This is a genomic window from Collinsella sp. TF05-9AC, from assembly GCF_003438495.1.
Classification (GTDB): Bacteria; Actinomycetota; Coriobacteriia; order Coriobacteriales; family Coriobacteriaceae; genus Collinsella.
This window is the reverse complement of the sequence record NZ_QSSH01000001.1, coordinates 120402-146806: the sequence shown is the minus strand read 5'-3', so window position 1 is coordinate 146806 and position 26405 is coordinate 120402. Positions and strand designations below refer to the sequence as shown.

Below are 26405 nucleotides of genomic sequence, written 5' to 3'. Positions count from 1 at the left end.
AAGAGCTGGCGCGGGCACGCCGATGGCATGCCCGCGTTCTCCGTATGCGCCTCACCCCTCTCCGGCAACGTACACGGTCCGGCCGCTCTCGCAGTCAATGCTCTCCACGTCGCCGAATCCGATGCGGACGGCAGTCCATCCGCCCCCGTCCTCCACCAAGGCGTCGGCCTCGTCGCGTGCGTCCGAGACGAGTCGCCCGAGTTCGGTCGACCCCTCCGGAGCAGTACCCACCTCGAACGCCCCGCCCTCGCCGCCCGACTCAAACTCGACGACGACAGTCAGCCCGACGGCTCCGCCCGGGGACTTGCCGAATCTGCCCACGGCGTCAAACTCGTCCATCTCCATGAAGCTACCTCCCCCTGACGGCGCTAAGCAGCTTCGGCTCGAAGTGCTCGTCGCGCTCGACGGCGGCGAACCCCATTTGGCGGTTCAGCTCCTCCATCTCCTTGATGCTGAAGTAGCCGAGCTCGTCGTCATAGCCCTCGACGAGGCCGAACGCCTCGTCCGTCCCATCGAACTCGAGCAGCCACCAGTCCCATCCGTTCACGCACGAGAAGTAGTGGACGTATACCGTGGGGTCTTCCGCACCGTCTTGCTCATAGAGCCTCGGCAGCCCCTCCGCAATCTCCCTCGTCATCAGCTCCTGCATGTCTTCCTCCGTTTCCGGGCACGCTGCCCTGAACATCTCGCCCCTGCGGGCAAAGCCGAATGGCGACGCCGCGCGTCGTCGTCGGCTTTGCTCCCCGCAAAGCCGCACCGGAGCGAAGGCGGGTCAAGGGAGGTCCATGACGACCTCCACCAACCGGAGCGGAGCGGAGGTTTGTGCGGGGTCTCATGGGCCCCCTTGACGCGGCGTAGCGGAGGTGCCACCCACGTAACGGATACGAGGTCATGACCGGCGAATGCCACCGAAACGCTTGAAATCATTGGTCAAGACTGAAGAGAGGCGGCCGCCCCTAACGGACGGCCGCCTTAGCGAGCCTTACTAATTCGGTTCTGGTATATGATCCGAGACGCCCGCCGGGCAAATCCCGACAATCCTAGTGATAGTCGTTTGCGAAGGAGCCGTAGAAGAGCGCCTTACAGTCGACATCGCTGTAGCCCATCACGGCATCCTGCACATCGGATCGCAAGAGGTTGAGCACCTTGTACACGCCCTCGCCCATATCCCCGACGAAGAGTACCTGCTTGAACACATCGGGATAATCGCGCAGATAGGTCACATAGCCCCTAAGCTTTGCTAGCGTGTCGCCGAGGAACTCGCCATGAGGGTCAACGATGGACGGCCTGATGACGCCCGCTGCATCCTTCACGAAGAAGAGGAAGTCTGGATGCAGGGCCTTGCGTCCCACCGAAGACATGTACGGAATCGAAAACGCCTTGGCAGACATGCTGCCCGACGGATTGCGATAGAAGGCAACCGTTCGATTCTTTGCCAATTCGTTCCTAACGATATAGTCTTCCGCCGGGTTCAGGTCGAGCGGGCAGAGGCCGTCCTCTTTCTGCACGATATGGCACGGATACTTAGCGAAGTCATCCGACGTGCTGGCAGACGTGGGCCACTCTATCTTTGTGAGGCGCTTGCCTTCGGTTTCACGGGCCAGCTCGTCGTAACGCTGTTTTGCCGAGTCGTTAAGGTAGTCATAATCGCCAGATCCATCGACCTTATCGAAGTATTCCTTTCGACATTGAGCCGCCCAGCCCTCGAGCGCATCAACGATGGCCTGCGTGCGCACCGCTGCGGCAAGGCGCAAGTCGCACTCGGGGCGCCCAAGCTCCTTGAAGTTGGCGCGACGATACTCATTCGCAAACTCCTTGGTGAAATGCATGTCGGCGTCGCGGGCGGCCTTTCTGAGGCCCTCGGCGTCCGTGCGGGCCTCCTCCTGCTCCTGGTCCTCGGTCTCGTTGAGCTTGTCGAGCGTGATCTTGACGGTCTCGGCAACCTCAACGTCGTGCTTGGTTTCGCGGTACTCGTCCTCGTAAGCAACGATGTATCCCTTGAGCTTCTGGACGAACTGTTTTTTCACGTCGGCCGCGGCATTGACATCGAGGCCGGTCTCGACAAGCAGAGTCGCCGTCTTAACCAGGCTCTGGAATTCGTTTCTGGCCTTCTTCGGAATGCGCTGGACGGGGATGGAATCGAATGCTGTGCGGATGCCCTGCCACTCCTGGTGCGTGAAAGACTGCTCGCGCTTGGTGGGCGGCTTGGGCTTTGCCATGGGCACGGGTTTTACGACCGAGACGGGCTGGGTCGGCTCGGTCCGTGTGGAACTTGGCTCAGGTGTCGCAGGTTGCTGCGGGGCAGGCGCTGCAACGTAGTTGCCCGTTGCGAGCTGAGGCGCCGGCTCCGCTTCTGGCGCCGGGACGTCGACGGGCATGACCGTCGAGGCAAGCGAGGGCTGCGTTCCCTGCATGTCCAACGGCTCCTGAATCGCAATGCCGGCAAGCGACGCCTGGTAGCCGGGTTGTGCCTGCCGCGCCGCCTCGATGGCCTTCTCGTTCTCCTCGTACGCCTTGAGCTCCTGTTGGTAGTCAGCTTCGGACTTGGGCGCAGCCGCCGTGATAGTCACGGGGTTGAGAACGATGTTCTGCTTGCCGATGGAGCTCTCGCCCATGTCGTCCTTGCGGCCCATGAGGTAGTCGACCACGTCCTGAGTGCTCTCGGGATTGAACTGGGGCAGGTAGCAGGCGACGGAGTTCAAAAGATCATCGGATTCGATGCGCCGCGCAAGTGGAGTGCGTACCATACGTCCCACGAGCTGTGCGATATAGGTCGAGTCCGAACGTCTGCGCTGCGAGAAGATGACCTCCGCTCGCGGGCAGTCCCATCCGTTGGAGACAGCCTCCTTGGCGAAGAGCACGCGAATGCGCGAGGTGTCCTGAACGAACTCGGGCTCGACATAGGGAATGAGGTATTTTCCCGCCGCGATGTCCTTATGCTCGCCGAAGACGTTGCCGAACGACATCGTCTCGGAAAGGCCGGGGACCAGGCCCGTGATCTGGTCGCACATCTCAGCCAGGGCCGAGTTGCTCACGTTGTCCACCGCTTGGATGAGCAGCAGCGGGTTGACGGCACTCTCGCCCTCACGGGCACAGTACTCGCCCCACTCGCGGCAGGCAAGGGCATAGCGCTCGCACGCCATAGTGAGGTACTGGTGCTCGACTGGGTCGTCCTTCTCTGGCACGCGCAACTCGATGATGTCCTTGAGCAGACCTGACTCCTGGACCTCGCGAGGGGTCACAGCGACCTTTGGCATACGCACGCGGTCGACGCGCTGGTCCATAGCTGCCTCGAACCTCTGCGGCGTGGCGGAGACACCAACGACAACGGGCATCGCTGCACGACCATCCAGGCCATCAATTAAGTTGGCGTAAATCGTCGCGGTGCCGCGCTTACTTGATGCATTGGCCCCCAGGCCGCGGTGGGCCTCGTCTATGAACAGATAGAGGTTACGCTCCGGGTCCCTGATAGTGCGGTCAAGGATATCCCAGAACACGCGGCCGGAGTTGGCCTCACCACCCTTGGTGAGCAGGCCATTCTTGCTAAGCAGGTCCTTGCTGAGGAAATAGACATGGCGCGGTTCGAGAATGTCGTGCGCGGCTCCGAAGTCGTTGGTAATCGTGACCAGATGGCGCCTGTCAAGGATGCTGTCTGCAAGCTTGTCCGCCACGTTGGAGAAACGCACGCTCGTCTGCTCGTTCAGGCTCGGGGAATCCGAGAGCCAAAGAACAACGGCATTCTCGTCGGGTATAAGGCCCAGATCATCGTCTCCGAAGAAGAGTGCTTCAATCGTCGCCGCGCACATGACTGTCTTGCCCGAGCCCGTGGGAGATGCGAGGCACACCGAAGACAGTTCGCCGTCCTGCTCATAGCGTCGGCGCATCGACTGCAACTTGTTTGCCAGGGTCGCGACTGCCCCGGCTTGGAAATCCTTAAGTTCGACTCGCATGTTTACCTCACCGCATCCTCGGCGGCAATCTTGAATGATTGCAGATAGTTCTCGTAAAGCCGGACCACGTCGAGCCCGGGGAGCTGAGCCTTGACGGAGGCATATCGAGCCGTGTCGTCCGTGATCACATAGGCGCACCTTATGCTGGCATTCTGCTTGACGGCGTCTATGAAAGCGCCAACCGAAGCAAAGTCGAAAAGGACGGCGTAGGCGTCGGCCATGGCAAAACCCGGCTGCTCGTACTTGATGATGCTGCCACGCGAACCAGCGCGCAGCCAGAGCAAAGGCGCGATCTCCTCGAAGGCCACGCCCAGCTCGACGGCGTCTGGGTCTTCGTAGGTGAGGTCAAAGAAGACAGCATTTTCCTCAAAGCCGTCGGCCATGGGGAACTCGTCGGTGAACTTGTAGTCACCCTTGATGGGGTCGCCATCGGGCGTCTTGCCCGTGATGGCCGCCGTGACGCGAGGTTTGGTAACGTACTGGCAGACGCCCAGTGCCTCCCATTCGGGGTCGCCCTGGCGAAGACCGCGCTTGGTGAGCTTTTTGGATTCGTCCTCGGAGACCTCGTTGTTCGTGATACTGATGGAGCGCCTGCGCCCGCCGTCCTGATGGTTCAGGCGCATGACGGCGTGCGCCGTAGTGCCCGACCCTGAGAAGAAGTCGACTATAAGGGCATCGGGCTTGTCGGCGACAACGGAAGCGATTGAGAGCTCGGTCGCATAAAGAGACTTCGGGAAGTTGAAAGACCGATGGCCTAGGAATCGCTTGATGTATCGACTTCCATATTCTCCAGCCGAGAATTGAGCTCCCGACCAAACTGTTGTTGGTATTGCAGTCGCCTCGCCAACCGCCTCGAGAATCGCAGACCCGTCATCGCGTCTGCCTACGATTTTCAGCTCGCCTTTTGCAAGCCTGTCTTCTTGAATATTGGCAAGATAAAGGAGCGTGTATCTATCGTTCTTCTCATCATATGTGCTTACTCGGGCAAAACCCTTGTCCAGCTTCTGTTTTAGCGTGGGCTGAGACATATGCCACGTGGCTTCACGTCCATCAGGGCGGATGGGCCAAATTGCGCGCAGCCCATCAACGCCTGGCACCGCGCGATAATCCATTTCACGAGGAATGCTATCGCCAATCGCCTCTATGGTTCGGCTTCTCTCGTTGATGTAGATTGGATAAAAGAGGTTAGGTCGATCACTTCGCGCCGAATTGGAACCACCTCTCAGCAGCCGCTCCCAACGTACTTTACGTTGGGAGCGGCTGCTCGACGCGTCATCAGCCACTTTTTTCTCAAGTTCTCCGAACTCAACGGAATAGAGTCTGCGGTCCACTTGGCACGGCGTGGCGGTACCAAAAAAGCAGAAGACGGCGTACTCGTCAGCCCTCTTGAACTGGTTGCCGCGGGCGACCCCGTTCTTGTTTATGGTGATTGAAACCGTCTGAATACCGGTCGCGTTGGGAAAAACGCTCTCTAAAAGAAGCTCAAGCCTTGCGTACTCCTTCTCGTCAATCGTCACGATGAGTACGGAATCGTTGGGGTTGAGCAGCTGCTTGGCGAGCTTAAGGCGGCGCTCCATGAAGGCAAGCCACTTGGAGTGGCGATAGGCGTCGGAGCCGTCAACGTAATCGTTGTTGTATTTCCAGTCGCGAGCGCCAGTGTTATAGGGTGGGTCAATATATATGCAGTCCACTTTGCCTGCATAGGCAAAGGCCAAGGTTTCAAGAGCATGGTAGTTTTCGCCGTTAATGACTACTTGATAGGGCTTATCGCCAGCGCGCTCAACACGCCCAGTCTCTTTGAGGCCAGCATAAATCGGCTGGTCATATTCAGCAACAGACACGACATCGTCGACAGCAACGGAGCGGGGCTCACATTCGTTTTCGTCATATGAGGGCGATTGATATGGCTTTAGATCAGCAACCCCCCCCGAACGGCATTTACCAACCATAGCAGTTGGGAGCTAGAGTCCTCTTTTTTACCACGCTCGGGAAGCACCTGTACGACATCGCCCTTCATGACAGGTTTGCCATAAAGGCGAAGTCGCTCTGGACGGTTGTGTTCAAATACAAGCCCAAACTGGCGCTGCGCCGCAAAGGCGCGGATGTCGGCAGCGAGCTGACGATCGCCCAGCTTGACAGCGCGATCAACAAGGTTCTGAACGACTGCTTGCGCCGTCTGAGACATCACTTCTCCCCCTTGCACTTCTCGTCAATCCATTCGCGCAAGACTTTAGCCACCGTCTTATCCTGGCGCGCGGCATAGGACTTAAGAGCCCGCTTATCCTCGCGGGTTATCGAGAGCGTGAACTTATCCAGCTCCCTTTCGGCATGAACAGCCTGATCTTCCTCCATGGTCGCCCCTCCGAATTGACCTGTTCTACGTTCCTTAATTGACCGAAATCATTTTACTTCAGAATACGTAATTACGTAATTACGTAGGCCAATTTGAGCCATGCAGCACTCAATCACTAGTCAGTATTCGTTGGCGAATCGTTGGGGATAACGAATATATCGAGGTAGACAGCCGTTTTTACCGTCTGTGAGTACCAGCAAATCGATACTCAAAACGTCGTGAGTACATTTTGAGTACCAGTCCGAGCGGCCTCTCGCGGGCGGACGCAATCTGCCGGTCAGCATTAATTAGAAATAAATTGATGACGTTGCTTCGGTAATTGAAAGCACTTTAAAACATACCAGCAAACAATAATCCCAGCTAAACAGCTTGAGAGATTGCGTGACTGGTTTGCATGTACCACATACACCACAATGCACAAGCACCCATGGCACGCAAATAAAAAACGAGGGAGGCCGTATCCGGCCTCCCTCGCAAAGGGCTATTTACTATTCCCACTCGATGGTCGCGGGCGGCTTGGACGTGATGTCGTAGCACACGCGGTTGGCGCCAGGAACCTCGGCAACGATGCGGCCAGAGATGCGGGCTAGTACGTCATAGGGCAGCTTGGCCCAGTCGGCGGTCATGGCATCGCTGGACTCGACGGCACGCAAGATGATCGGGCGCTGGTAGGTGCGCTCGTCGCCCATAACGCCAACGGACTTGATGTCAGGCAGGACCGCGAAATACTGCCAGCAGCTGTGCTCGGAGTTGCGCTCGCCGGTCTGCTCAAACAGACGCTGGTTGTAGGCGTCGAGCTCCTCGCGCACGATGGCATCGGCATTCTTGAGGATCTCGAGCTTCTCCTTGTCGACCGCGCCGATGATGCGGATGGCCAGGCCCGGGCCCGGGAAGGGCTGACGGAACACGATGTGACCCGGCAGGCCCAGCGCCAGACCAAGCGCGCGGACCTCGTCCTTAAAGAAGTGGTCGAGCGGCTCAATGAGGTCGAAGTGCACGCCCTCGGGGAACGGGATCAGGTTGTGATGGCTCTTGATAGTGGCCGTCTTGCCGCCCGTCTTGCGAGCGCCGGACTCGATGATGTCGGGGTAGATAGTGCCCTGAGCCAGGTACTTGACCGGCTTGCCGTCGGTCTCGAGCTGCTGCGCCACGGCGAAGAACTCTTTCCAGAACTGCGTACCGATGATACGGCGCTTCTCCTCGGGCTCGGTCACGCCGGCCAGAAGCTCGGCGTAGCGGTCCTCGGCATGAACGTGGATAAAGTCGACGTCAAATTGCTTGGTGAAGACCTCCTCCACCTGCTCGGGCTCGCCCTTGCGCAGCAGGCCGTGGTTGATGAACACGCAGGTCATCTGCTTGCCCACGGCGCGGGCGCCCAGCGCAGCCACGACGGAGGAGTCGACGCCGCCGGACAGGGCCAGAATCACGCGGTCGTTGCCGACCTTCTCGCGGAACTCAGCCGTCATGGTCTCGACCAGGTTGTCCATGCTCCAGTTGGGCTCCAGGCCGCAGATCTCAAACAGGAAGTTGCTCAGCAGCTGCTGACCATACTCGGAGTGCTTGACCTCGGGGTGGAACTGCGTGGTGAAGATCTTGCGCTCGACGCACTCCATGGCGGCAACCGGGCACACGTCGGTGCTGGCGGTAACGGTAAAGCCCTCGGGTACCTCGGACACGGCGTCGCGGTGGCTCATCCACACAGTCTGCTCCATGGGCGTGGAGTTAAAGAGCTTGGCGCCGGCCGTGCGCGTGATGGTGGCGCGGCCGTACTCGCCCACCTCGGAGTGGCCGACCTTGCCGCCAAGCGTCACGGCCGTGATCTGATGGCCATAGCAAAAGCCCAGGACGGGAAGGCCCAGGTCAAAGATGGCAGGATCGATGGACGGAGCGTCCTCGGCATACACAGAAGCCGGGCCGCCGGAAAGGATGAGCGCAGAGGCGTTCATCTCGCGAATCTCGTCGGCCGAGATGTCGCAGGGGACAATCTCGGAATACACGTTGAGGTCGCGGACGCGACGGGCAATGAGCTGACCGTACTGCGCACCAAAGTCGAGTACGAGGACCTTTGCGGAAGCCTTTTGATCCATGGTTCCCCCTCTTGTTGGCGGGGAGCCGGTGCCCACCCGCGTGAATGAACGAAAATAGCCTTCATAGTGTACACGTTATATGGGGTTTCTCGCCCCTCGCAGCCATCAGCGCACGGCAAACGCACGACCTAGGCCCCTATTTGACGGCAATTGAAGTGTTACCAAACGTTACAGATGATGTAATACGTTTGAACATTGGACGCCCTGTGCCACAATACTGCCGAACGACTCCGCCCTTGCGGCGGCAAATACGATAGGAATACCAGCATGAAGCGCATCCTTCTCATCGCCACGGGCGGCACCATCGCATCGACCGAGGACGGCAACGGCCTCTCCCCCGCCCTGACCGGTGAGGAGCTCGCCCAGAGCGTCCCCGAGATCTCGGGCCTCTGCGAGCTCGACGTCGTGCAGCCCATGAACATCGACAGCACCAATATGCGCCCGAGCGACTGGATGCGTATCCGCGACGTCATCGTCAAGGGCTATGCCGACCACGACGGCTTCGTGATTCTACACGGCACCGACACCATGAGCTACACCGCGGCAGCACTTTCCTATCTGATTCAGGACAGCCCCAAGCCCATCGTGCTCACCGGCTCGCAAAAGCCCATGGGCAACCCCTTTACCGACGCCAAGCTCAACCTGTACCAGAGCCTGCTCTATGCGCTCGACGAGCATTCGCACGATGTGTCGATCGTGTTTGGCGGCGTCGCCATTGCCGGCACGCGCGCCCGCAAGCAGCGCACCATGAGCTTTAACGCGTTCATTAGCGTCAACTATCCGCCCATTGCCTACATCCGCAACGACCGCATTGTGCGCAACGGGCTCCACGGCACTCATCAGGGCGAAAACCCGGTGCGTTTCTACGACAGCATCGACCCGCGCGTATTTGTACTCAAGCTTACGCCCGGCGTAAACCCGGGCATCCTCGACGCCCTTGCCGATAGCTACGACGCCGTGATTCTGGAGACCTTTGGCATTGGCGGTATTCCCGAGTTTGGCGAGTCGGGCGAGTCGTTCCAAGAGGCAATTTTCCGCTGGGTCGATTCGGGTCGCACCGTCGTTATGACCACGCAGGTCCCCGAAGAGGGCCTCGATCTGGGCATTTATGAGGTCGGCCGTGCTTACGCCAATCATCCGGGCATTCTGCGCGGCGACGACATGACCACCGAGACGCTCGTGGCCAAGACCATGTGGGCGCTCGGCCAGTCACGCGATGCGGCCGAGATCCAGCGCCTGTTCTACAGCCAAGTCAACCACGACCGCATCCCGATGGCGTAATCCCTAAGGCAGCTCCACTTATCGCAGCCTTAAACGACAGGTGGTCCCCCTCAGGCCGTGCAAAAATCGGAGTATTCTGCAATTTCTCCTCCGGAGGCATAGAATCGGCCGATTGTTAGACGAACTTTTAGGACGAAGGGTCCGTCTAGTAAATATTTATTCCTCATTTTTATTTAACGTGTGGATTATCTACTGTCAAAAAGGCAAAGCCAGCCGCTCGAGCTACCATCTACGGCCGAACTGGTGCTGAATACTCGCGATTTTGCACATCGCAACCAGGGGGGACCCGCCCAAAGAGCGTCAAATACAGCGGGGGAACGCCCTATTCGATACCCTCGAGAAGCTCAGATACCGTCATGCCGAGTGCGGGCGCGATCTTAAATAGAACCTTGAGCGTGAAATTTGCCGTCCCATCTTCGATTCGGTCGAGGTAGGGTCGGCTGATTCCTGTCGCCACACAAAAATCAACCTTGGAGATACCAAGGTCTCTGCGTGTCTCTTCGACCCGCCTACCAAGAATCTGTTTCGCACGTTCGTCCATGCAGCCGAGTTTGAAATGGAGCCGAACATAAACGTAAACTATAGTTTACGTTTTGCCGAATACACAGGAGTTTTCTATGTCGGGTTCTTCGGTCCGCATGTACCGAGCCACGCCTCGCACAAACAGCGCGCCGCCCAAGCTCGTCGTCGTTGAATCAGAATGCCTTTCGCCCGATGAGCGCACAGCATTTGCATTGCTATCAAGTCGCGTCGCCGCCGTTCTGGTCCCTTGCCCGGCGCAAGGTGAACTTGCTATCCAATGCCAGGCGCACAGCTGCTCGCTCAATCAGGCTGCCGTGATCGCAACCAGCCAACGCGGTCTGCCCCTTCTCCTGGAAGCCGGTATCGCACTCGCCCTTCGCGGCGCCGGATACGAAAACGAGGCCGCCGCCGACATGGTCTTTAAACCACGATCGAGCGGCGGCCTCGCAGCAGCTATCGAATATGTGTGCAGACTCGTTGCCTAAAAGGACAAGCTAGAAACCAAAGCCAAAGCCCGTTCCGGTAATCGCCGAGTACATAAAGTAAACGTTGATCACGTTGAGGAACACACCCGTGATGCAACCGTTGCGCAGGTAGCGCTCGCACACGATGCGCGCCATGGCGGCGGAGTCGTCATTGTTCTTGGCTTGGCGTCCCGCCGTAAAGTACGTCGCCACGCTCAGCAGCAGATTGAGTACCGGCAGTGCCAGCAGCTCGTAGCTCTTACCCCAGCGCGTCACCTCGCCGGCGGCGTTAAACTTCGTTGCCACCTCGGGGCCAATGTTGGGGATAACACACGCTGCGACCACCAGCGGAATCACCGCAAGTACGAGCAGCGCAATACCCATGTAGCCAGCTTTTTTGCCATATTTGAACATATGCGTCGTCCTTACACGTTAAAGCGGAAGTGCACGACGTCGCCATCGGCCATGACATAGTCCTTGCCCTCAATACGCAACTTGCCGGCGGCCTTGGCGCCCTGCTCGCCGCCGAGCTCGATGTAGTCGTCGTAGCCAATGACCTCGGCCTTAATAAAGCCGCGCTCAAAATCGGTGTGGATGACGCCGGCGGCCTGCGGGGCGGTCGCGCCCTGACGAACCGTCCAGGCCTTGACCTCCATCTCGCCGGCCGTAAAGAACGACTGCAGGCCGAGCAGCTTGTAGGCAGCCTGAGCGAGCACGTCCAGGCCGGGCTGCTCCAGGCCCAGGCTCTCCAGGTAGTCGGCGGCGTCCTCGGGATCGAGCTCGGAAAGCTCTGCCTCGATCTTGGCGCAGATGGGCAGCGGCTTGACACCATCGATGGGCGCCAGATCGTCGTTGAGCATATCCTCGTCCACGTTGGCCACATACAGGATGGGCTTCATGGTGAGCAGGAACAGCCCCTTGGCGGCGGCACGCTCCTCGTCGGTCATCTCCATGGATGCGGCGCGCTTGCCCTCGTTGAGCCAGGCAAGCAGGCGCTTGGCAACCTCGAACTTGGGCATGAGCTCCTTGTCGCGCTTGGCCTCCTTCTCGAGCTTAGGCAGCTGCTTCTCGAGCGTGCCCATGTCGGCCAGGATGAGCTCGGTCATGATGGTGTCGGCATCGCCGGCGGGATCGACGAACTCGCCCGTGCGGCCCACCTCACGCATGACGTTGGGGTCCTTAAAGTAGCGCACGACCTCGCAGATGGCGTCGGTCTCGCGAATGTTGGCCAGGAACTGGTTGCCCAGGCCCTCGCCCTCGTTAGCGCCCTTCACCAGACCTGCGATGTCGACGAACTCGACCGTCGCCGGCACAATGCGACCCGGGTTAACGATGTCGGCAAGCTTTTGCAAGCGGCTATCGGGCACGTCGACGATACCCACGTTGGGGTCGATCGTGGCAAACGGGTAGTTGGCGGCAAGGCCGGTCTTTTTGGTAAGCGCGGTGAACAGCGTCGACTTGCCCACGTTGGGCAGGCCCACGATACCGATGGAAAGGGACACGACAGCTCCTTTTGGTACAGGTACTTCAAACCGTATAAGTATAGCGCCGCCGCAGCATCCGGGCGAATCCGGACACCGCGGCGGCGCAAATGAAGCAGAGATAGAGCTCGCTGACTAGTCCGCGAGCTTCTCCACCTGGTCGAGCATCTTGTCCAGCTTGGCCTTTGCCTCGGCCTTGACCTTCTCAGCTTCTTCGTGAGCCTTCGCCTTCTGGGCGGCCTTTTCCTCGGCCTCGGGGTCGACGACGACCAAGTTGGACGCATCGTGCTCAACAAGCTTGAGCGCGTGCTCGGGACACACCTTGGCACAGGCACCGCAGCCCAAACAATACGTGGACTCCAACGCAAAGCGACCGCTTCCCACCAAATCGCAGGCAAACGTGGGGCACACGTTGACGCACTCGCCGCACGACGTGCACTTGTCAAAATCGCACTCCGGCGTACTCACCTGCATGTTCTGGGCAAGCTCGGGGTGGTTTTGCAACGTCGAGAGCACCAGCTGGCGACCGTGCGTAAGCGTACGGCGACGCTTGGTCGTCGTGGTGCCGCACATGGTGTTGAGCGTGCGCTCCAACTGGGTAATCTGGTGGCGGTGGGCTTTGAGTTTCTGCGTCACCGAGGCCAGCGCCGCCGTTGCCGGGTTGAGCTTGGTCACGGTAAGGCCAGTGGTGCGGGCGATCTTTTCCATGTACTCCTTGCGCTCGTACTCGCGGCGCTTATGGCACTTGAGGCTCTTGGGATCGACCTCCAGACCCATGCCCGTGCCCGCCCACTCCTCGGCGGTAGCAATGGCCTCGCCCAGAATGTCCTCACCACCGGTGTTGCGGCATTTATCGCACACACCCAACGGCAGGTACACACTCACGTTGGGATAGTCCGCCAGTACCGAGAACCAGGTCTCGGCCGTAATATCGCCCACGCAGGCAACGACGACCTCGTTTTCGCGCGGCATGCGCTTGAGGGCGCGCGTGCAGGTGACGTAGGCGGTCTCGTGGCTCGTAGCAGCAGAGACGATATCGTCATACAGGTTTTTGGGCGCCAGGCGCGGCGAAATGATCGCCTCGGTCGGACAGGCAGCGGCGCACAGGCCGCACTTGCGACAGGAGTCGAGGATCTCGATAGCGTCTTCCTCGACCTCGATAGCGTCGACCGGGCAAACGTCCATGCACGCGGTGCAGCTGCTCTTTTCGTTTTTGCAGGTCAGGCACGGAATGGTGTTGCCACGCGGACGCTCCTTGTAGTCGGCAGGATTCCACTGCGGCGCCGACGGATCGAGCGCATCGGTCACACCGCCAAGCGGGTTTTTTAGAAAGTCGAAACCCTTGCTGATCTCGATAATGTCATCAAACAGATCGTGTTCCTGCGCCATGCGCGGCCCCTCCCTGAGCAGTGCAAACAAGCAAGAGATAATGATACGCCATCGGCCCACGCCTCGGGTAAATTACACGCGGCGCATCTTTGCGGCAAATAGCCCATGGCTTATCGCCGCCCCGATTGCACAAGGTCGATCAAGCGCCAAGCTATGCCTCGCACATGAGCTGCACGAGCTTCTGTTTGGTCACCTTGGCCTGCTCGTTGGCCATGTTACGCTCGTTACTAAAGACCGCATTTGCAACACCTTGCAGGTCGACATCGGAAATCTCGCTGCACGGACCGTCATAAATCTTAAAGAACGGCTCGCTTAGATCTTCGCCCAGAAATCCATCGACGATCTGTTTGCACAGTCGATCCTCGGTGCCTTGGTCAAACAGGACATAGGCGGAGCACCCCAGCCATGACAGAAATCTGCCTTGACGCGAGAGCTCTCCCGGCCCCTGAACATACCGGCCCGGACCGCCATAAACCATGGGAGCGCCATACGAGAATCCGCCCTTCATCAAACAACGATTGGCGCAAAGTAACCTGCCCTCTGCACCAACTTGTGCATTGGAGACAGGCCACTTTGCACCATAGCAAAAAAGGGGCAAAGCCATCTGTCGGCTTTGCCCCTTCCTTACCTTAGTTTACTCATCCATAAGGTAATAATGACCCAGTGCGTCGGCACCCAGGATGGCGTTTGCGACCATCTCGGGCGTCACCTCAAACGGCATATTGCACATGGTGTCCTCGGGCGCGCACGCGGCCTCGGCAACAATCATGGCCTGCTCGCGCGTAAGCTCGGCAACGCCAAGTTCCTTCATCGTGACCGGCAGGCCAAGCTCAATGCAGAAGCCCAAGACTTCCTCGAGCTTCTCGGTCGGGGCATCCTCGAGTACCAGCTGGACGATAGTGCCGAAGGCGACCTTCTCGCCGTGATACATGCCGTGGCACTCGGGCAGCATCGTCAGACCATTGTGGATGGCATGAGCAGCGGCAAGGCCCGAGCTCTCAAAGCCAATGCCCGAAAGCAGCGTATTGGCCTCAATGATGTGCTCGACGGCAGGCGTGAGCGCGCCCTTCTCCAGCGCGACCTTGGCCTTGACGCCATCGGCCATAAGCGTCTCGTAGCAGAGCTTGGCGAGCGCCAGACCGGCCATTCCGCCCTTGCCGCCGGCGCAGGTGCCGCCGTCGGCATCGTGCGTCGCCTGAGCCTCGAAATAGGTTGCGAGCGCATCGCCCATACCGGAAACCGTCAGGCGCACCGGGCTCGCCGCGATAACCGTCGTATCCATAAGGACGATATTGGGGTTTGCCTTAAGGAAGAGGTATTTGTCGAACTGGCCGTCATCGGTATAGAGCACCGAAAGCGCCGAACACGGGGCATCGGTCGAAGCAATGGTGGGGCAAATGATAACCGGGGACTCCAGGTAATAGGCGACGGCCTTCGCGGTGTCGAGGATCTTGCCGCCACCGACGCCGACGATGATGTCGCAACCGTTGTCGCGAGCGAGCGCAACCAGGCGATCGACCTCGCCCTTGGAGCACTCGCCGTTAAAGTCCTCAAACAGCAGCTCGGCCTTAGCCTCGGTAAAACCGCCCTCGATCTTGGCACCGACGCGCTTCTTGCCCGAAGGCGTCACGATGACGAGGGCCTTAGCGCCGAGCGGCTCAACGTAAGAGCCGAGCTTGGCGAGCTCGTCCGGACCCTGGATGTACTTGCTGGGGCTATTGAAAATTGCAGCCATAACTATCCCATTCTCTAAAAGAAAAAAGAAAGGGGCTCCGTACAGATACGTGCGGAGCCCCTCGTTACGATAACAAGAGTCGATTAGAAATCGATGTCGGTGTCGTAGTAGCAGGCCTTGAGGATCTTCTCGAAGTCGGCAGCCTTGGTCTCACGCGGGTTCTCGGGCGTGCAAGCGTCCTGCTCGGCGTTCGCGGCGATCTCGGGCAGCTTGGCGAGGAACTCCTCCTCGGAAACCATCTGCGGGTTCTCGGCGTCGACCTTCACGCCACCATTCGCGTAATCCTTGATGGACTGCGGAATGTTGAGCTGGTCGTTGAGGTCGCGAATCTTCTGGACGAGTGCAGCGATGAGCTCCTCGTTGGTCTCGCCGGGAAGGTGCAGGATCTCCTTGGCCACGTAAGCGTAACGCTCGGCAGCACGGGGATCCTTGGAGTTCCACTGGATGACCTTGCCCAGGTACATGGCGTTAGCAGCACCGTGGATGATGTGGCCGTTCTCGAAGGCAGCACCGGTCTTGTGAGCCATGGAGTGAACGATGCCGAGCAGGCCCGAGGAGAAGGCGATACCGGCGATGCACTGAGCCTCGTGCATGTGCTGACGGGCCTCATGGTCGCCAGCATAGGACTTGGGCAGCCACTCGACGATCTCGCGGATGCCGTGCAGAGCGTTGGCATCGGTGAACATAGAGGCGCAGGTGGAAACGTAGGCCTCCATGCAGTGGGTCAGAGCGTCCATGCCGGTGTGAGCGCACAGCTTGGCGGGCATGGTGTAGGTGAGCTCGGGGTCGACGATGGCGACATCAGGGGTGATGTTGAAGTCGGCCAGCGGGTACTTGATGCCCTTGGCGTAGTCGGTGATGACGGAGAAGGCAGTGACCTCGGTAGCGGTACCGGAGGTAGAGGAGATGGCGCAGAAGTGAGCCTTCTGACGCAGCTCGGGGAAGCTGAACGGCTGGATGATGTTATCGAAGGACTCCTCGGGATACTCGTAGAAGACCCACATGGCCTTAGCGGCATCGATGGGCGAGCCGCCGCCGATGGCGATAATCCAGTCGGGCTCGAACTCGCGCATGGCCTCGGCGCCCTTCATGACCGTCTCGATGGACGGATCGGACTCGACGCCCTCGAACAGCTTGACCTCGAAGCCGCCCTCTTTGAGGTCGGCCTCGACGTCCTGCAGGAACCCGCCGCGACGCATAGAGCTGCCGCCAGAAACGATGATGGCCTTCTTGCCCTTGAGGTTCTTCACCTCGTGGCGAGCGCCCTCACCAAAGTACAGATCGCGAGGATTGGTAAAACGTCCCATACTGTGCCTCCTAAACAAGCCCCTCTTAGACTTGCGTATATAACGGAGCACCCAATTGGCTCCGTTAGGACCGGTTTGCGCGTTGCCGGCGATGACAATGCGCGATGTCTAAACGTCTCAACGCTCAGACAAACACTATTTTACCGTTCTGGTTGGTCAGTTATTCACCTAAAGCCGCCAATGATGAAACGTTTTTTCTATCCCTGAAGACCCTTGTGCGGCATTCATACTCCCAAGCTGGGCAAACGTTTTATCAAGGTTGACTACATATCCTGGGCAGGACGGTGCCCCTCCAAAATATGCACCGTTCGCCGCCAAAAATCGACCGTTTGCGGCACCGTGATACCACTCGGTCGTCCAAGGTGCCGACATTTGTGCGACATCCGTCTTCGTGGTGCAAAGGTGCAAGTCCAAGTGCGGCACCCCCGGTGTGCCACATGCGGGTAAACTAGAACCTTATATAGAAACATTTGAACCCTAACCGCAGCAAAGGAGGCCCCATGGCATTCGATCCCATTCAAGAGGATTGCCATCGCCTCGTTCTTGAGGCCTTGCGCCGCGACAATATCCCGCTCACCGACGCTGCCGCCGTAGAGCGTCTGATGGAACAATTCACCCGCAACCCCGCACCGCTCATCGTGCACGACCGCGACCGCGCCGGGCACCTCATTGCCAAGGTGGTCGAGGCTGTCGACTACCGCATTCCCTTTATCCCTGACGATACCCAGGCAGAGCAAGAAGAGACAGCTGCCGAGAACATGCTCCGCGAGGCGGCCGCACTCGATCCGGCCAACTGGGACGCTCAGCGCATGCTGACGGCACTCACCGCCGAATCCAACGAGGAATACGTACAGTACCTGGTGTCCAAGTGCGATGAGGTCGAGCACGACCTAGCGCTCAAAATCGCCTCGGCCCAGGACCCCTACGAGCGCGAGGCCGCAGGCGACCTTACGCGCCGCCCCTATCTGCGCTGGCTTGCCGCCTTGGCATCGCGCGCCCTCATTAGCGGCCGCTATCGCATGTCGCTCGAAGCCGCGAATCGCAGCTTGGACTTTGCGCCCAACGACCCCGCTGGTGTCCGCCACACCGCGATGCTCGCCATGGCAAAGCTCGAATACCCCGCCGAGGAGCTCAAGCGCTTTCGCTCCGCACACTCCGTGCCGTACCTCGCGAATACCCCACTGCGCCGCCGCCCCAAAGATGCGGAGCGCGACTTGGACCCGTGGACGCTCATCGCGCTGATGAGCACGGCTTGGCGCGAACTGGACTACGAGGGCGCCGAGCACTACCTGCGTATCCTTGTGCGCTTGTGTCCGCACGCAGCCGAGGCACTCTACTTCCAAACCGAGTTTCCCGATGGCGTCTATGCCCGCGTCAATGTGAGTGTGGGCTCCACCGACGAGCTTGTCCTTGCGCTGTCCGAGGCGACGCCGGTACTGCAGGAGGGCCTGGGCGCCCCCGACAACGCCAGCTTTGCCGCCTGGGTCGCCACCAACGATATCGTGCGTTCCCAGATCGACGAGCGCATCCTGCGGGCGGCCGAGCAGGGCTTGCCGTTTAAGGGAGGAGACCTCTAATGGATCCGAGCGTCTACATCCCCGCCTACCTGGAGCGCGCCTACGTTGCGTCGCACCCCGAACTCACCGATGCAGCACGCGAGCTTGTCCATAACGACATTAGCGCGAATCCCCAAAAGTATGCGCAGTCCGAGCATGCCCAGGCGCTGCTGTCCTACGCCGGTGTTCATCGCCACCTGCTCGACGAGCTCCATCGCATCGAGGACATGGGCAGCGACGAGGAGTTCGAGCAGACGCGCAATCGCCTGTTCGACGACATGCGCGATGAGCTGCTCAAGATCGTCCGCATCGATGCGTATGTCCTCGACGCGCAGCTGCTCGCCATCATCCTGGCCGACACGCCCGTTGACGCCTGCCTGGGCGACCTGATGAAGCTCGAGGCGACCACGGCCGATTACCTGCAGCAAAGCGTGCCCGGGTTCGATATGGAGGCCCCACACTACTGGGCCAATAATGTTTTGGCCGACGGTGTCACCGCAGCAGACCTTACCGTGAGCGAGCCGGCTCTTATCGGGTGGCTTCACACGCTCGAGGCCATCTCGCAGCTGTGCATGGCGAGCGCCCGCTACCGCGCTGCTGCCAACTACGCCCGCCGTGTTCTTAAAGCAGAAGGCTATCCCACCCGAGCTGCAGGCACCGTGCTACTCGCCCTCGCTCGCTTGGAAGACGAGGACGGCTTTTTTGCCCTGGCCCACCAGCTCGAGGAGCAGATGGGGGCCGATACCCTCGAGAACTCCCCCTGGTACCTGCTCGCCCGCACGATCTTGCTGTTCAAAACGAACAAGATGCGCCCGGCGACACGCGCGCTGCGTGAGTTTGCCAACCGCTGCGAGGGCGGCGCGTTCTTCTTGCTGAACCCCATGTACCAGACGCCGTACCTTCCCTGCCGACCCGAGCCGCGCGACCCCTGGGATCTCTCGCACCAGGCGGTTTGGGAAGCCGACGGCATCATCTCGGATACCCCCGACTTTGCCCCCTGGGCCAATGCCTGCGAAGACGTTTCGCAGCTTGCCCAGGAATTTGCGCGCCGCTACGGCTTTTAACGGCGCAAACGCCACGACCATGTCATTCACGTTAGGAACGGCTTCATGAATCTCCGCTCATCTCTTGCCTGCACCTCGAGCGATATCGCCCGCTGGGGGCTGCGCTCCGTCCTTAAGCGCCAGGGCGGCGTACTCCCCGGCCGCATCGCCATGAAGATCGACCCCGAGTTGCTGAACGACCTCGCCGGCCTTGTCGACCGCAGCGTGGTGATTACGGGTACTAATGGCAAGACCACCACCTCCAACCTCATCGCCGACGCCGTTGCTGCCAGCGGTGCTACCGTGGTGTGCAACCGTGCCGGCAACAATATGGAGCCTGGTGTGGTGGGTGCACTGCTCGAGGCGCGCAGCGGCCTCAAGCGAGCCGGCGGCGGCAAGCGCGTGGGCGTTTTTGAATGCGATGAGCTCTACACCGTGCGCGTCCTGCCCAAGCTCAAGCCGACGTACTTCGTGCTGCTCAACCTGTTCCGCGACCAGCTGGATCGCTATGGCGAGATCGATCACACCCAGGAGGTCATCGCCCATGCGTTGGAGCTCTCTCCGGCAACAACGCTCATCTACAACGCAGACGACCCGCTGTGTGCCGCGATCGCCGCACGCGTTCCCAATGCAAACATCGCCTTTGGCATCGACGGCGCCACCGACACCGAGTCTGACCGCATTAGCGACTCTCGCTTTTGCTCGCAGTGCAACGCCCCGTTGGAGTACGACTATGTGCAGTATGGTCAACTCGGCGCCTACCATTGCCCCTCGTGCGGTTGGGCACGCCCCGCACTGGTCCGCCGCGTGACGGGCGTGGAGCTCGGCTGCGACGGCTACGACTTTGACCTGGTCTTTGGATCTGCGCCCGACGCGGCTGCCGCACACATCGCCACACGCTACAACGGCCTGTACATGGTCTACAACGTTGCCGCCGCCTTCTTTGCCGCGCACGAGTTGGGCGTGGATACGGCGCACCTGCAGCCCACGCTCGATGCCTACGTCCCCGCCGGCGGACGCATGGGCCGCTGGGATATCGCCGGCCGCACCGTCGAGGCCAACCTGGCTAAGAATCCCGTGGGCTTCGATCGCCAGATCCAGTCCATTAAGACGGCGGGCGGCAGGCTCTGTGCTTTCTTCCTCAACGACAACGACGCCGACGGCCACGATGTCTCGTGGATCTACGACGTCGACTTCGAGCGCATCGCCGACACACCGGGTCTTGTCGCCTTTGCCGGAGGCACGCGTGCGCACGACATGCAGGTACGCCTCAAGTACGCCGGCATCGATGCCGCGATTATCTCGGACGTCGCGCAGGCAATTGGCGCCGTTGCGGATGAAGCCGCAGGCGACACTTTCTATGCCGTCGCCAACTACACGGCCTTCCCGCCGCTGGTCAAAGAACTCGATGGGCTGAAGGGTGCCGATGCAGCCACGGTTGCTGCCCGCGCTGCAACGTGTGCCGATGGCAGTGCCGTCCCCGTCGGCATCGCGCCAGTCGAGCTTTCGCGCCCGCTGCGCATCGTCTACCTGTACCCCGATGCCCTCAACCTCTACGGCGACGGCGGCAACGTTATCGCCCTCGAGCGTCGCTGCGCCTGGCGCGGCATCCCCGTTCGCGTGGACGAGGTCCGTATGGGCGAGTCACTCGATCTCACCGATGCCGATATCGTCATGATGGGTGGCGGCTCCGACCGCGACCAGCTAGCCGTGGCACACGAGCTGCTCGCCCAAAAAGACAAGGTCGCATCCTATGTTGAGGATGGCGGCTCGCTGCTCGCCATCTGTGGCAGCTATCAGCTGCTCGGCCGTTCGTACTATATGGGCGAGGATCGCATTGAGGGTCTGGGGGTCATTGCCGCCGAAACCGTACGCGGCTCCGACCGCCTGATCGGCAACGTAGCCGTCAAAACCGACCTGGCACCTGAGCCCTTTGTGGGATTCGAGAACCATGGCGGCCGCACGCTTTTGGACGCCGATGCCACGCCGCTCGGAACGTCCGTCGTCACGGGCACCGGCAACAACGGCGACGATGGCTTTGAGGGCCTGATCTACAAGGGCGTCATCGGCACGTACCTGCATGGCCCGGCGCTGCCCAAGAACCCCGAGCTCGCCGACTGGTTGATCGCCCATGCCCTCGAGCGCCGTGGCGATGCACAGGCCGCCGCCCTGCTGCCGCTCAAGCCCCTCGACGACACCTACGAGCACGCCGCCCACGACGCCGCCATGAAGCTCCTCCCCTAGCACCTCACCACCACAAAGGGGACAGGCACCTTTGTGGTGGTTTTTCAGTTTGCCAACGATATGTGAACGGCTAAAAAAGTCTGCTATACTCTTTCCCGCTGTCCCCATCGTCTAGCGGCCAAGGACGCCACCCTTTCAAGGTGGATATCGCGGGTTCGAATCCCGCTGGGGGCACCATTTGAATTGAAGAGCCCGTTACCCTCGCGGTAGCGGGCTTTTTGCTACCGATATGCCGGGATTCGAACCCGACAGGGTGCGAAGCTGAGGAAACGCGCAAGCGTTTTCCAGCGCAGCACGCAAGGAGCGGAGCGACGCAGCGGAAGCGGGCGGCGCCAGCCGCACGCGGACATCCCGCTGGGGGCACCATTTGAAACTAGAAGCCCGTTACCCCCGCGGTGACGGGCTTTTTGCTACCGATATGTCGGGATTCGAACCCGACAGGGTGCGAATCCCGGCATCATCGCAAGGCCTGTGGTCAAAAAATGGCAAATATGAGTACTGTTACCATTTTAGTTACAGCGATTTCATGCCTTCAGAAGGCGATTTAGCCGTCGGGCGTCCTACGGCGGAAAAATTGCAGACGTTTATCGGCTAAGTACTTGGACATATGTTGCGTAACACTACATATTTTGCAAATAAATAATGTTACAGGACTTGTGACAGTACTCATATTTGACGTTTTTTGCCCATAGCCCTTTATACCTAGGCACATCGGCGGCAAAACGGGCTTCAAAGCGTCCTTCGCAAACAAAAAGCCGGGGCCCGCGCGATGCGGACCCCGGCTCAATACCGTGACGATATGTCAGTTACGTTCTACACATAGAACAGAATGTCGTCGTAGGTCGGAACCGGCCAGTAGTCGGCGGCCACGATCTCCTCCATGGCATCCACGGCGGCGCGCAGCGTATCCATAGCGGGAACGACCTCGTGTGCATACACATTGGCCTGCTCCTGGCCATCGAGGGCCTCGGCCTTCTGATGCACGGCGTCGAGCGCCTTAATGGAGTCGTTGATGGCAGTGATACCGTTGCAGAGCTTGTTGAGCGTATTCTGCTCGCACTGCATGGCGGCCTCGGCGCCGGCGGCGCGAATAGTCTCAAGGCCCTTAGCGACCTTGGTGGCATAGGCGGTAATGACCGGGCGATAGGTACGACGCGCCTCGCGAACCATCGTGGTAGCCTCGATGTTCATGAGCTTGTTGTACTTCTCGAGCTTGCAGTCGTAGCGGCACTGAGCCTCGGCCTTGGTCAGGACACCCGTCTCCTCGAAGAGCGCGATAGCCTTATCGGAAACAAAGGCGGGCAGGGCATCGGCCGTGGTCTTGTTGTTGGCAAGGCCGCGCTTCTCGGCCTCAATGGGCCACTCGTCGGAGTAACCGTCGCCGGAGAACAGGATGCGCTGGTGATCGGTCAACACCTTCTTGCAGTACTCGAGCGCGGCATCCTGGAACTCATCCTCGGGCGTACCCTCAAGCGCGTCGGCGAAGGACTTGAGCGACTTGGCCACGGCGGCATCGAGCACCAGGTTGGAGTCGGAGACGTTCTGCTCGGAGCCGCAGGCACGGAACTCGAACTTGTTGCCGGTGAAGGCGAACGGGGAGGTGCGGTTGCGGTCGGTGTTGTCCTGCATCAGCTTGGGCAGAGTATCGGCGCCCAAGTCGAGCACGCCGCGCGTGGCATGGACGGAAGCCTTGCCATCGATGATCTTCTCGACGACCTCGGTAAGCTGGTCGCCCAGGAAGATGGACATAATCGCCGGAGGAGCCTCGTTGGCGCCCAGACGATGGTCGTTACCGGCCGAGGCAACGGAGGCACGCAGGAGCTCCTGATAGTTATCGACGGCCTCGATCACCGCGGTGAGGAAGACGATGAACTGCAGGTTGTCGAGCGGAGTGTCGCCCGGATCGAGCAGATTCTCGGACTCGGTGCCAAGCGACCAGTTGTTGTGCTTGCCCGAACCATTGATGCCCTCAAAGGGCTTCTCGTGCAGCAGGCAGACCAAGTCGTGGCGGGAGGCGATGAGCTTCATCTTCTCCATCATGACCAGATTCTGGTCGATGGCCTCGTTGACCTCGCCATAGACCGGTGCGAGCTCATGCTGGCAGGGAGCGACCTCGTTGTGCTTGGTCTTGGCGGGAATGCCGAGCGCCCACAGCTCATCGTCCAAGTCCTTCATGTAGGCCGAGACGGTGGGGCGGATAGCGCCAAAGTAGTGCTCCTCGAGCTCCTGACCCTTGCATGGAGCAGCACCAAAGAGGGTGCGGCCGGTAATGACCAGGTCCTTGCGCTTGCGGTAGGCGTCCTTCTTGATCAGGAAGTACTCCTGCTCGTCGCCCACGGAAGGAACGACCTTCTTGGGGGTCTTACCGAACAGCGCCAAAACGCGCTTAGACTCACGCGAGAGCGCGGTCATGGAACGCAGCAGCGGGGTCTTCTTGTCCAGGGCCTCGCCCGTGTAGGAGCAGAAAGCCGTGGGGATGCACAGGACATCGTCCTTGATAAAGGCGGGGCTAGTGGGGTCCCAAGCGGTGTAGCCACGGGCCTCGAAGGTAGCACGCAGGCCGCCGTTGGGGAAGCTCGAGGCATCGGGCTCGCCCTGGATGAGGTTCTTGCCCGTAAACTTGGTAATGGCGGTGCCGTCGTGGTTGGGCTCCAGGAAGCTGTCGTGCTTCTCGGAAGTAATGCCCGAAAGCGGCTGGAACCAGTGCGCGTAGTGCGTCGCGCCCTTGGAGATGGCCCAGACCTTCATGGCATGGGCAACGGCGTTGGCCACATCCAGGTCGAGCGGCTCACCGCCCTCGAGGGTTGCAGCAAGGCGCTTCCAAATGTCCTTGGGGAGGTAGTCCTTCATGACTTCCTCAGAGAACACCATGGTCCCGAAGCGGTCAGTAAGTTCGGCCATACGGAACTCCCTTCGTATCGGCACCGCGTGAGAAGCGGTGTTGATTACTAACGAACGAGTCATAGCTTAGACTCGCCGTGTTTCCGCGACATTACCGTTATGTTGCTGTCGCGAAACCAATCAATGAGGTTACCCTATCGAGGCGGCGTTGCCACCCTCAACAGCCAATCAACTGCATAAATTGCAGACCTCTCTCCATGGTTTAAGGGTAGTCAATTTGGGATGGAGCTCTATTAATTGGTATTATGCATCAGATACCAGTCTTTATAGTCCGTGCCTAGATTAGCCGCTCTGTTATAGAGAAAGCCGATAGCAAGGCATCTTTGATTGGTATCCTCAAATAGCGAGTGAAACTCCACCGTGGCACAGTGGTGCTGTAGAATCCTTACACAACACATCACACTATTACGTATCTAGAGGAGCACGATATGCGCGTCGACGAGGTTTTTAAGCAGGCAGCATCCCAGGGCACCGCACCCGTTTCGTTTGAGATGTTCCCGCCCAAGGGCGAGCTGACCCTCGACACGGCTCGCGAAGTGGCAGGCAATCTGTGCAAGCTTTCGCCGAGCTTTGTCTCGGTCACCTGCTCGGCCGGCGGCTCGGGCAACGGCGCCACCACCGCCCCCATCGCGCATATGATTACGAGCGAATTCGATACACCCTCGGTGGCACACCTTACCTGCGTGGGCCGCTCGCATGCCGATATCGCCGCCAAGATCGACGAGTATCGCACCGCCGGCGTTGAAAACATTCTGGCCCTGCGTGGCGATCTCCCTGCCGGCGCGACCGAGGACGACAAGCCCGCCTCCGACTACGCCTACGCCCGCGACCTCATCCCCGAGCTCGTCGACGCCGGCTTTTGCGTGGGCGCCGCAGCCTACCCCGAGGGCCACATTGCCTGTGAGGATCTCAACCTCTCGGTCGAACACCTCAAGCAAAAACAGGACGCCGGCGCAAGCTTCTTTGTGACGCAGCTCTTCTTTGATAACGAGTGCTTCTACCGCTTCCGCGAGCTTGCCGACAAGGTCGGCATCACCGTGCCCATTACCGCGGGCATCATGCCGTTTATGGGCAAGTCCCAGATCAGCCGCATGGTCTTTATGTGCGGCGCGTCGCTGCCCTCCCCCGTCATCAAGATTCTCGCCAAGTACGAGAACGACCCCGAGAGCCTGCAGGCAGCCGGTGTAGATTATGCCGCCCGCCAACTTTGCGACCTCAAGGAGCACGGCGCCGACGGCCTGCACCTGTACACTATGAACCGTCCTGCGATCGCCGCGACCATTATGGAGCGCCTGGGGTAATGGAAAAACCGCACATCGATACAACCGCTGTCGAAGTGCCGGCCGACCTTGCGTCGCCGGCGCTTTACCGTGTCGATGCCGCGCACCATCCCCGTGTCGACCGTGCCGAGATGCTGCGGTATCTGGGTTACGGCGGCCAGCAGATTGAGCCCGAACTGTCACGACGTATTGAGCTTGTCGTTGAACGTCTGGAACTGGACATTGAGCCCCGTGGCGTGCGCCGCGTGTTTGCCGTCGATGCCACGGGCGTGGACGAACAAAGTGAGCCTTGCATTCGCTTGGTCGGCACCAACGTTGAGCTGCGAGGTCGCGATATCTATCGACATCTCAAAGATGCCCGCTTTGCCGCGCTCATGGCATGCACCCTCGGCATGGACGCCGAGCGTCGCCTGCGCACCACGGGAGCCCAACATCCCCTGGAGGGCGCCGTGCTCGACGCCGCGTGCTCCGCTTACGTAGAAGCCGCCGTTGAGCAAATGGACCAGCAGGTCAAGACGGACGCCGCCGTTCATGGGCTCGCCGGCAACTGGCGCTTTAGTCCCGGCTACGGCGACTGCCCGCTCTCGGCCCAGCGCTCGATCGTCAATGCGCTCAACGCCACGCGGCTCATCGGGCTTACCGTCACACCCACCAGCCTGCTCATGCCCACCAAAAGCGTGACCGCGGTGATCGGCCTATTCGACGGCGAAGTCCACGACGCCCAGAGCCGCCCCACCTGCAATATCTGCCGTATGCGCGAGCACTGCCGCTTCCGCGCCGCCCACACCACCTGCTATTCCAGCCATTAGGAG

Annotated in this window: 23 protein-coding genes and 1 tRNA gene; 9 read left to right on the top strand and 15 right to left on the bottom strand. The window is 60.0% G+C overall.

The window, feature by feature from the left end:
- Positions 1–51 precede the first annotated feature (51 nt).
- From DXC52_RS00580 to guaA, 7 genes are all read right to left on the bottom strand, one after another.
- Positions 52–345, bottom strand: a complete 294-nt coding sequence (locus tag DXC52_RS00580; protein WP_117745725.1) for a hypothetical protein — start codon at positions 343–345, stop codon at positions 52–54.
- 4 nt (positions 346–349) lie between these two features.
- Complete coding sequence (locus DXC52_RS00575; protein ID WP_158554561.1) at positions 350–649, bottom strand: DUF2958 domain-containing protein; 300 nt, start codon at positions 647–649, stop codon at positions 350–352.
- 391 nt (positions 650–1040) lie between these two features.
- Positions 1041–3950 (bottom strand): DEAD/DEAH box helicase family protein, encoded by a 2910-nt coding sequence (locus DXC52_RS00570; RefSeq protein ID WP_117745723.1) that lies wholly within the window; start codon positions 3948–3950, stop codon positions 1041–1043.
- Between the two features lie 2 nt (positions 3951–3952).
- Positions 3953–5791 (bottom strand): site-specific DNA-methyltransferase, encoded by a 1839-nt coding sequence (locus tag DXC52_RS00565; RefSeq protein ID WP_199409397.1) that lies wholly within the window; start codon positions 5789–5791, stop codon positions 3953–3955.
- A 68-nt stretch (positions 5792–5859) separates the two neighbouring features.
- Positions 5860–6138 (bottom strand): hypothetical protein, encoded by a 279-nt coding sequence (locus tag DXC52_RS10050; RefSeq protein ID WP_199409396.1) that lies wholly within the window; start codon positions 6136–6138, stop codon positions 5860–5862.
- Positions 6135–6302 (bottom strand): hypothetical protein, encoded by a 168-nt coding sequence (locus tag DXC52_RS09970; protein ID WP_158553195.1) that lies wholly within the window; start codon positions 6300–6302, stop codon positions 6135–6137. Before DXC52_RS09970 ends, DXC52_RS10050 begins: the two co-directional genes overlap by 4 nt.
- 489 nt (positions 6303–6791) lie before the next feature.
- The gene (gene guaA, locus DXC52_RS00560; RefSeq protein ID WP_117635915.1) at positions 6792–8390 is read right to left on the bottom strand and encodes a glutamine-hydrolyzing GMP synthase; all 1599 of its coding nucleotides are present in this window, start codon (positions 8388–8390) and stop codon (positions 6792–6794) included.
- A gap of 267 nt (positions 8391–8657) precedes the next feature.
- On the opposite strand from guaA, the gene DXC52_RS00555 reads away from it, so the two are divergent.
- Positions 8658–9671 (top strand): asparaginase, encoded by a 1014-nt coding sequence (locus DXC52_RS00555; RefSeq protein ID WP_117745722.1) that lies wholly within the window; start codon positions 8658–8660, stop codon positions 9669–9671.
- A gap of 322 nt (positions 9672–9993) precedes the next feature.
- On the opposite strand, the gene DXC52_RS10380 is transcribed toward DXC52_RS00555, so the two are convergent.
- On the bottom strand, positions 9994–10212 hold the full coding sequence (locus tag DXC52_RS10380; protein WP_035136926.1) for a helix-turn-helix domain-containing protein: 219 nt from the start codon (positions 10210–10212) through the stop codon (positions 9994–9996).
- A gap of 76 nt (positions 10213–10288) precedes the next feature.
- Here DXC52_RS10380 and DXC52_RS00545 point away from each other — a divergent pair, with 76 nt between their 5' ends.
- On the top strand, positions 10289–10678 hold the full coding sequence (locus tag DXC52_RS00545; protein ID WP_117745721.1) for a hypothetical protein: 390 nt from the start codon (positions 10289–10291) through the stop codon (positions 10676–10678).
- Positions 10679–10687: 9 nt separating this feature from the next.
- Here DXC52_RS00545 and DXC52_RS00540 read toward each other — a convergent pair whose 3' ends face one another.
- The 6 genes from DXC52_RS00540 to DXC52_RS00515 all read right to left on the bottom strand — a co-directional run bounded on the left by DXC52_RS00540 (position 10688) and on the right by DXC52_RS00515 (position 16569).
- A complete protein-coding gene (locus tag DXC52_RS00540) occupies positions 10688–11071 on the bottom strand; it encodes a DUF1648 domain-containing protein (protein WP_089572786.1) in 384 nt (127 codons plus the stop codon).
- An 11-nt stretch (positions 11072–11082) separates the two neighbouring features.
- Entirely contained in the window at positions 11083–12159 is a 1077-nt protein-coding gene (ychF, locus tag DXC52_RS00535; protein WP_035136922.1) for a redox-regulated ATPase YchF, read from the bottom strand.
- Between the two features lie 114 nt (positions 12160–12273).
- Positions 12274–13527, bottom strand: coding sequence for a 4Fe-4S binding protein (locus DXC52_RS00530; protein WP_117745720.1), 1254 nt, complete (start codon positions 13525–13527; stop codon positions 12274–12276).
- Between the two features lie 151 nt (positions 13528–13678).
- Positions 13679–14005: a hypothetical protein gene (locus DXC52_RS00525; RefSeq protein ID WP_117745719.1), complete on the bottom strand. Its 327-nt coding sequence runs from the start codon at positions 14003–14005 to the stop codon at positions 13679–13681.
- Between the two features lie 156 nt (positions 14006–14161).
- Positions 14162–15262 (bottom strand): glycerol dehydrogenase, encoded by a 1101-nt coding sequence (locus DXC52_RS00520; RefSeq protein WP_117745718.1) that lies wholly within the window; start codon positions 15260–15262, stop codon positions 14162–14164.
- A gap of 83 nt (positions 15263–15345) precedes the next feature.
- Positions 15346–16569, bottom strand: coding sequence for an iron-containing alcohol dehydrogenase (locus tag DXC52_RS00515; RefSeq protein WP_035136916.1), 1224 nt, complete (start codon positions 16567–16569; stop codon positions 15346–15348).
- Between the two features lie 500 nt (positions 16570–17069).
- Here DXC52_RS00515 and DXC52_RS00510 point away from each other — a divergent pair, with 500 nt between their 5' ends.
- The 5 genes from DXC52_RS00510 to DXC52_RS09920 all read left to right on the top strand — a co-directional run bounded on the left by DXC52_RS00510 (position 17070) and on the right by DXC52_RS09920 (position 22007).
- Positions 17070–18146, top strand: coding sequence for a hypothetical protein (locus DXC52_RS00510; RefSeq protein ID WP_117745717.1), 1077 nt, complete (start codon positions 17070–17072; stop codon positions 18144–18146).
- Entirely contained in the window at positions 18146–19189 is a 1044-nt protein-coding gene (locus tag DXC52_RS00505) for a hypothetical protein (RefSeq protein ID WP_117745716.1), read from the top strand. The genes DXC52_RS00510 and DXC52_RS00505 overlap by 1 nt, the downstream gene beginning before the upstream one ends.
- A gap of 45 nt (positions 19190–19234) precedes the next feature.
- Positions 19235–21412 carry a MurT ligase domain-containing protein gene (locus DXC52_RS10180; RefSeq protein WP_233504695.1) on the top strand — a complete coding sequence of 726 codons (2178 nt, stop codon included), beginning with the start codon at positions 19235–19237 and terminating at the stop codon, positions 21410–21412.
- Positions 21413–21512: 100 nt separating this feature from the next.
- A tRNA-Glu gene (locus tag DXC52_RS00490) sits at positions 21513–21589 on the top strand.
- A gap of 190 nt (positions 21590–21779) precedes the next feature.
- Positions 21780–22007, top strand: coding sequence for a hypothetical protein (locus DXC52_RS09920; protein WP_147330581.1), 228 nt, complete (start codon positions 21780–21782; stop codon positions 22005–22007).
- A gap of 218 nt (positions 22008–22225) precedes the next feature.
- On the opposite strand, the gene DXC52_RS00485 is transcribed toward DXC52_RS09920, so the two are convergent.
- Positions 22226–24313, bottom strand: a complete 2088-nt coding sequence (locus DXC52_RS00485) for a glutamine synthetase III (RefSeq protein ID WP_117745715.1) — start codon at positions 24311–24313, stop codon at positions 22226–22228.
- Between the two features lie 428 nt (positions 24314–24741).
- Between DXC52_RS00485 and DXC52_RS00480 the strand changes: the two genes are divergently transcribed.
- Positions 24742–25614: a methylenetetrahydrofolate reductase gene (locus DXC52_RS00480; protein ID WP_117745714.1), complete on the top strand. Its 873-nt coding sequence runs from the start codon at positions 24742–24744 to the stop codon at positions 25612–25614.
- Positions 25614–26402, top strand: a complete 789-nt coding sequence (locus DXC52_RS00475; RefSeq protein ID WP_117745713.1) for a hypothetical protein — start codon at positions 25614–25616, stop codon at positions 26400–26402. The genes DXC52_RS00480 and DXC52_RS00475 overlap by 1 nt, the downstream gene beginning before the upstream one ends.
- The last annotated feature ends 3 nt before the right edge of the window (positions 26403–26405 follow it).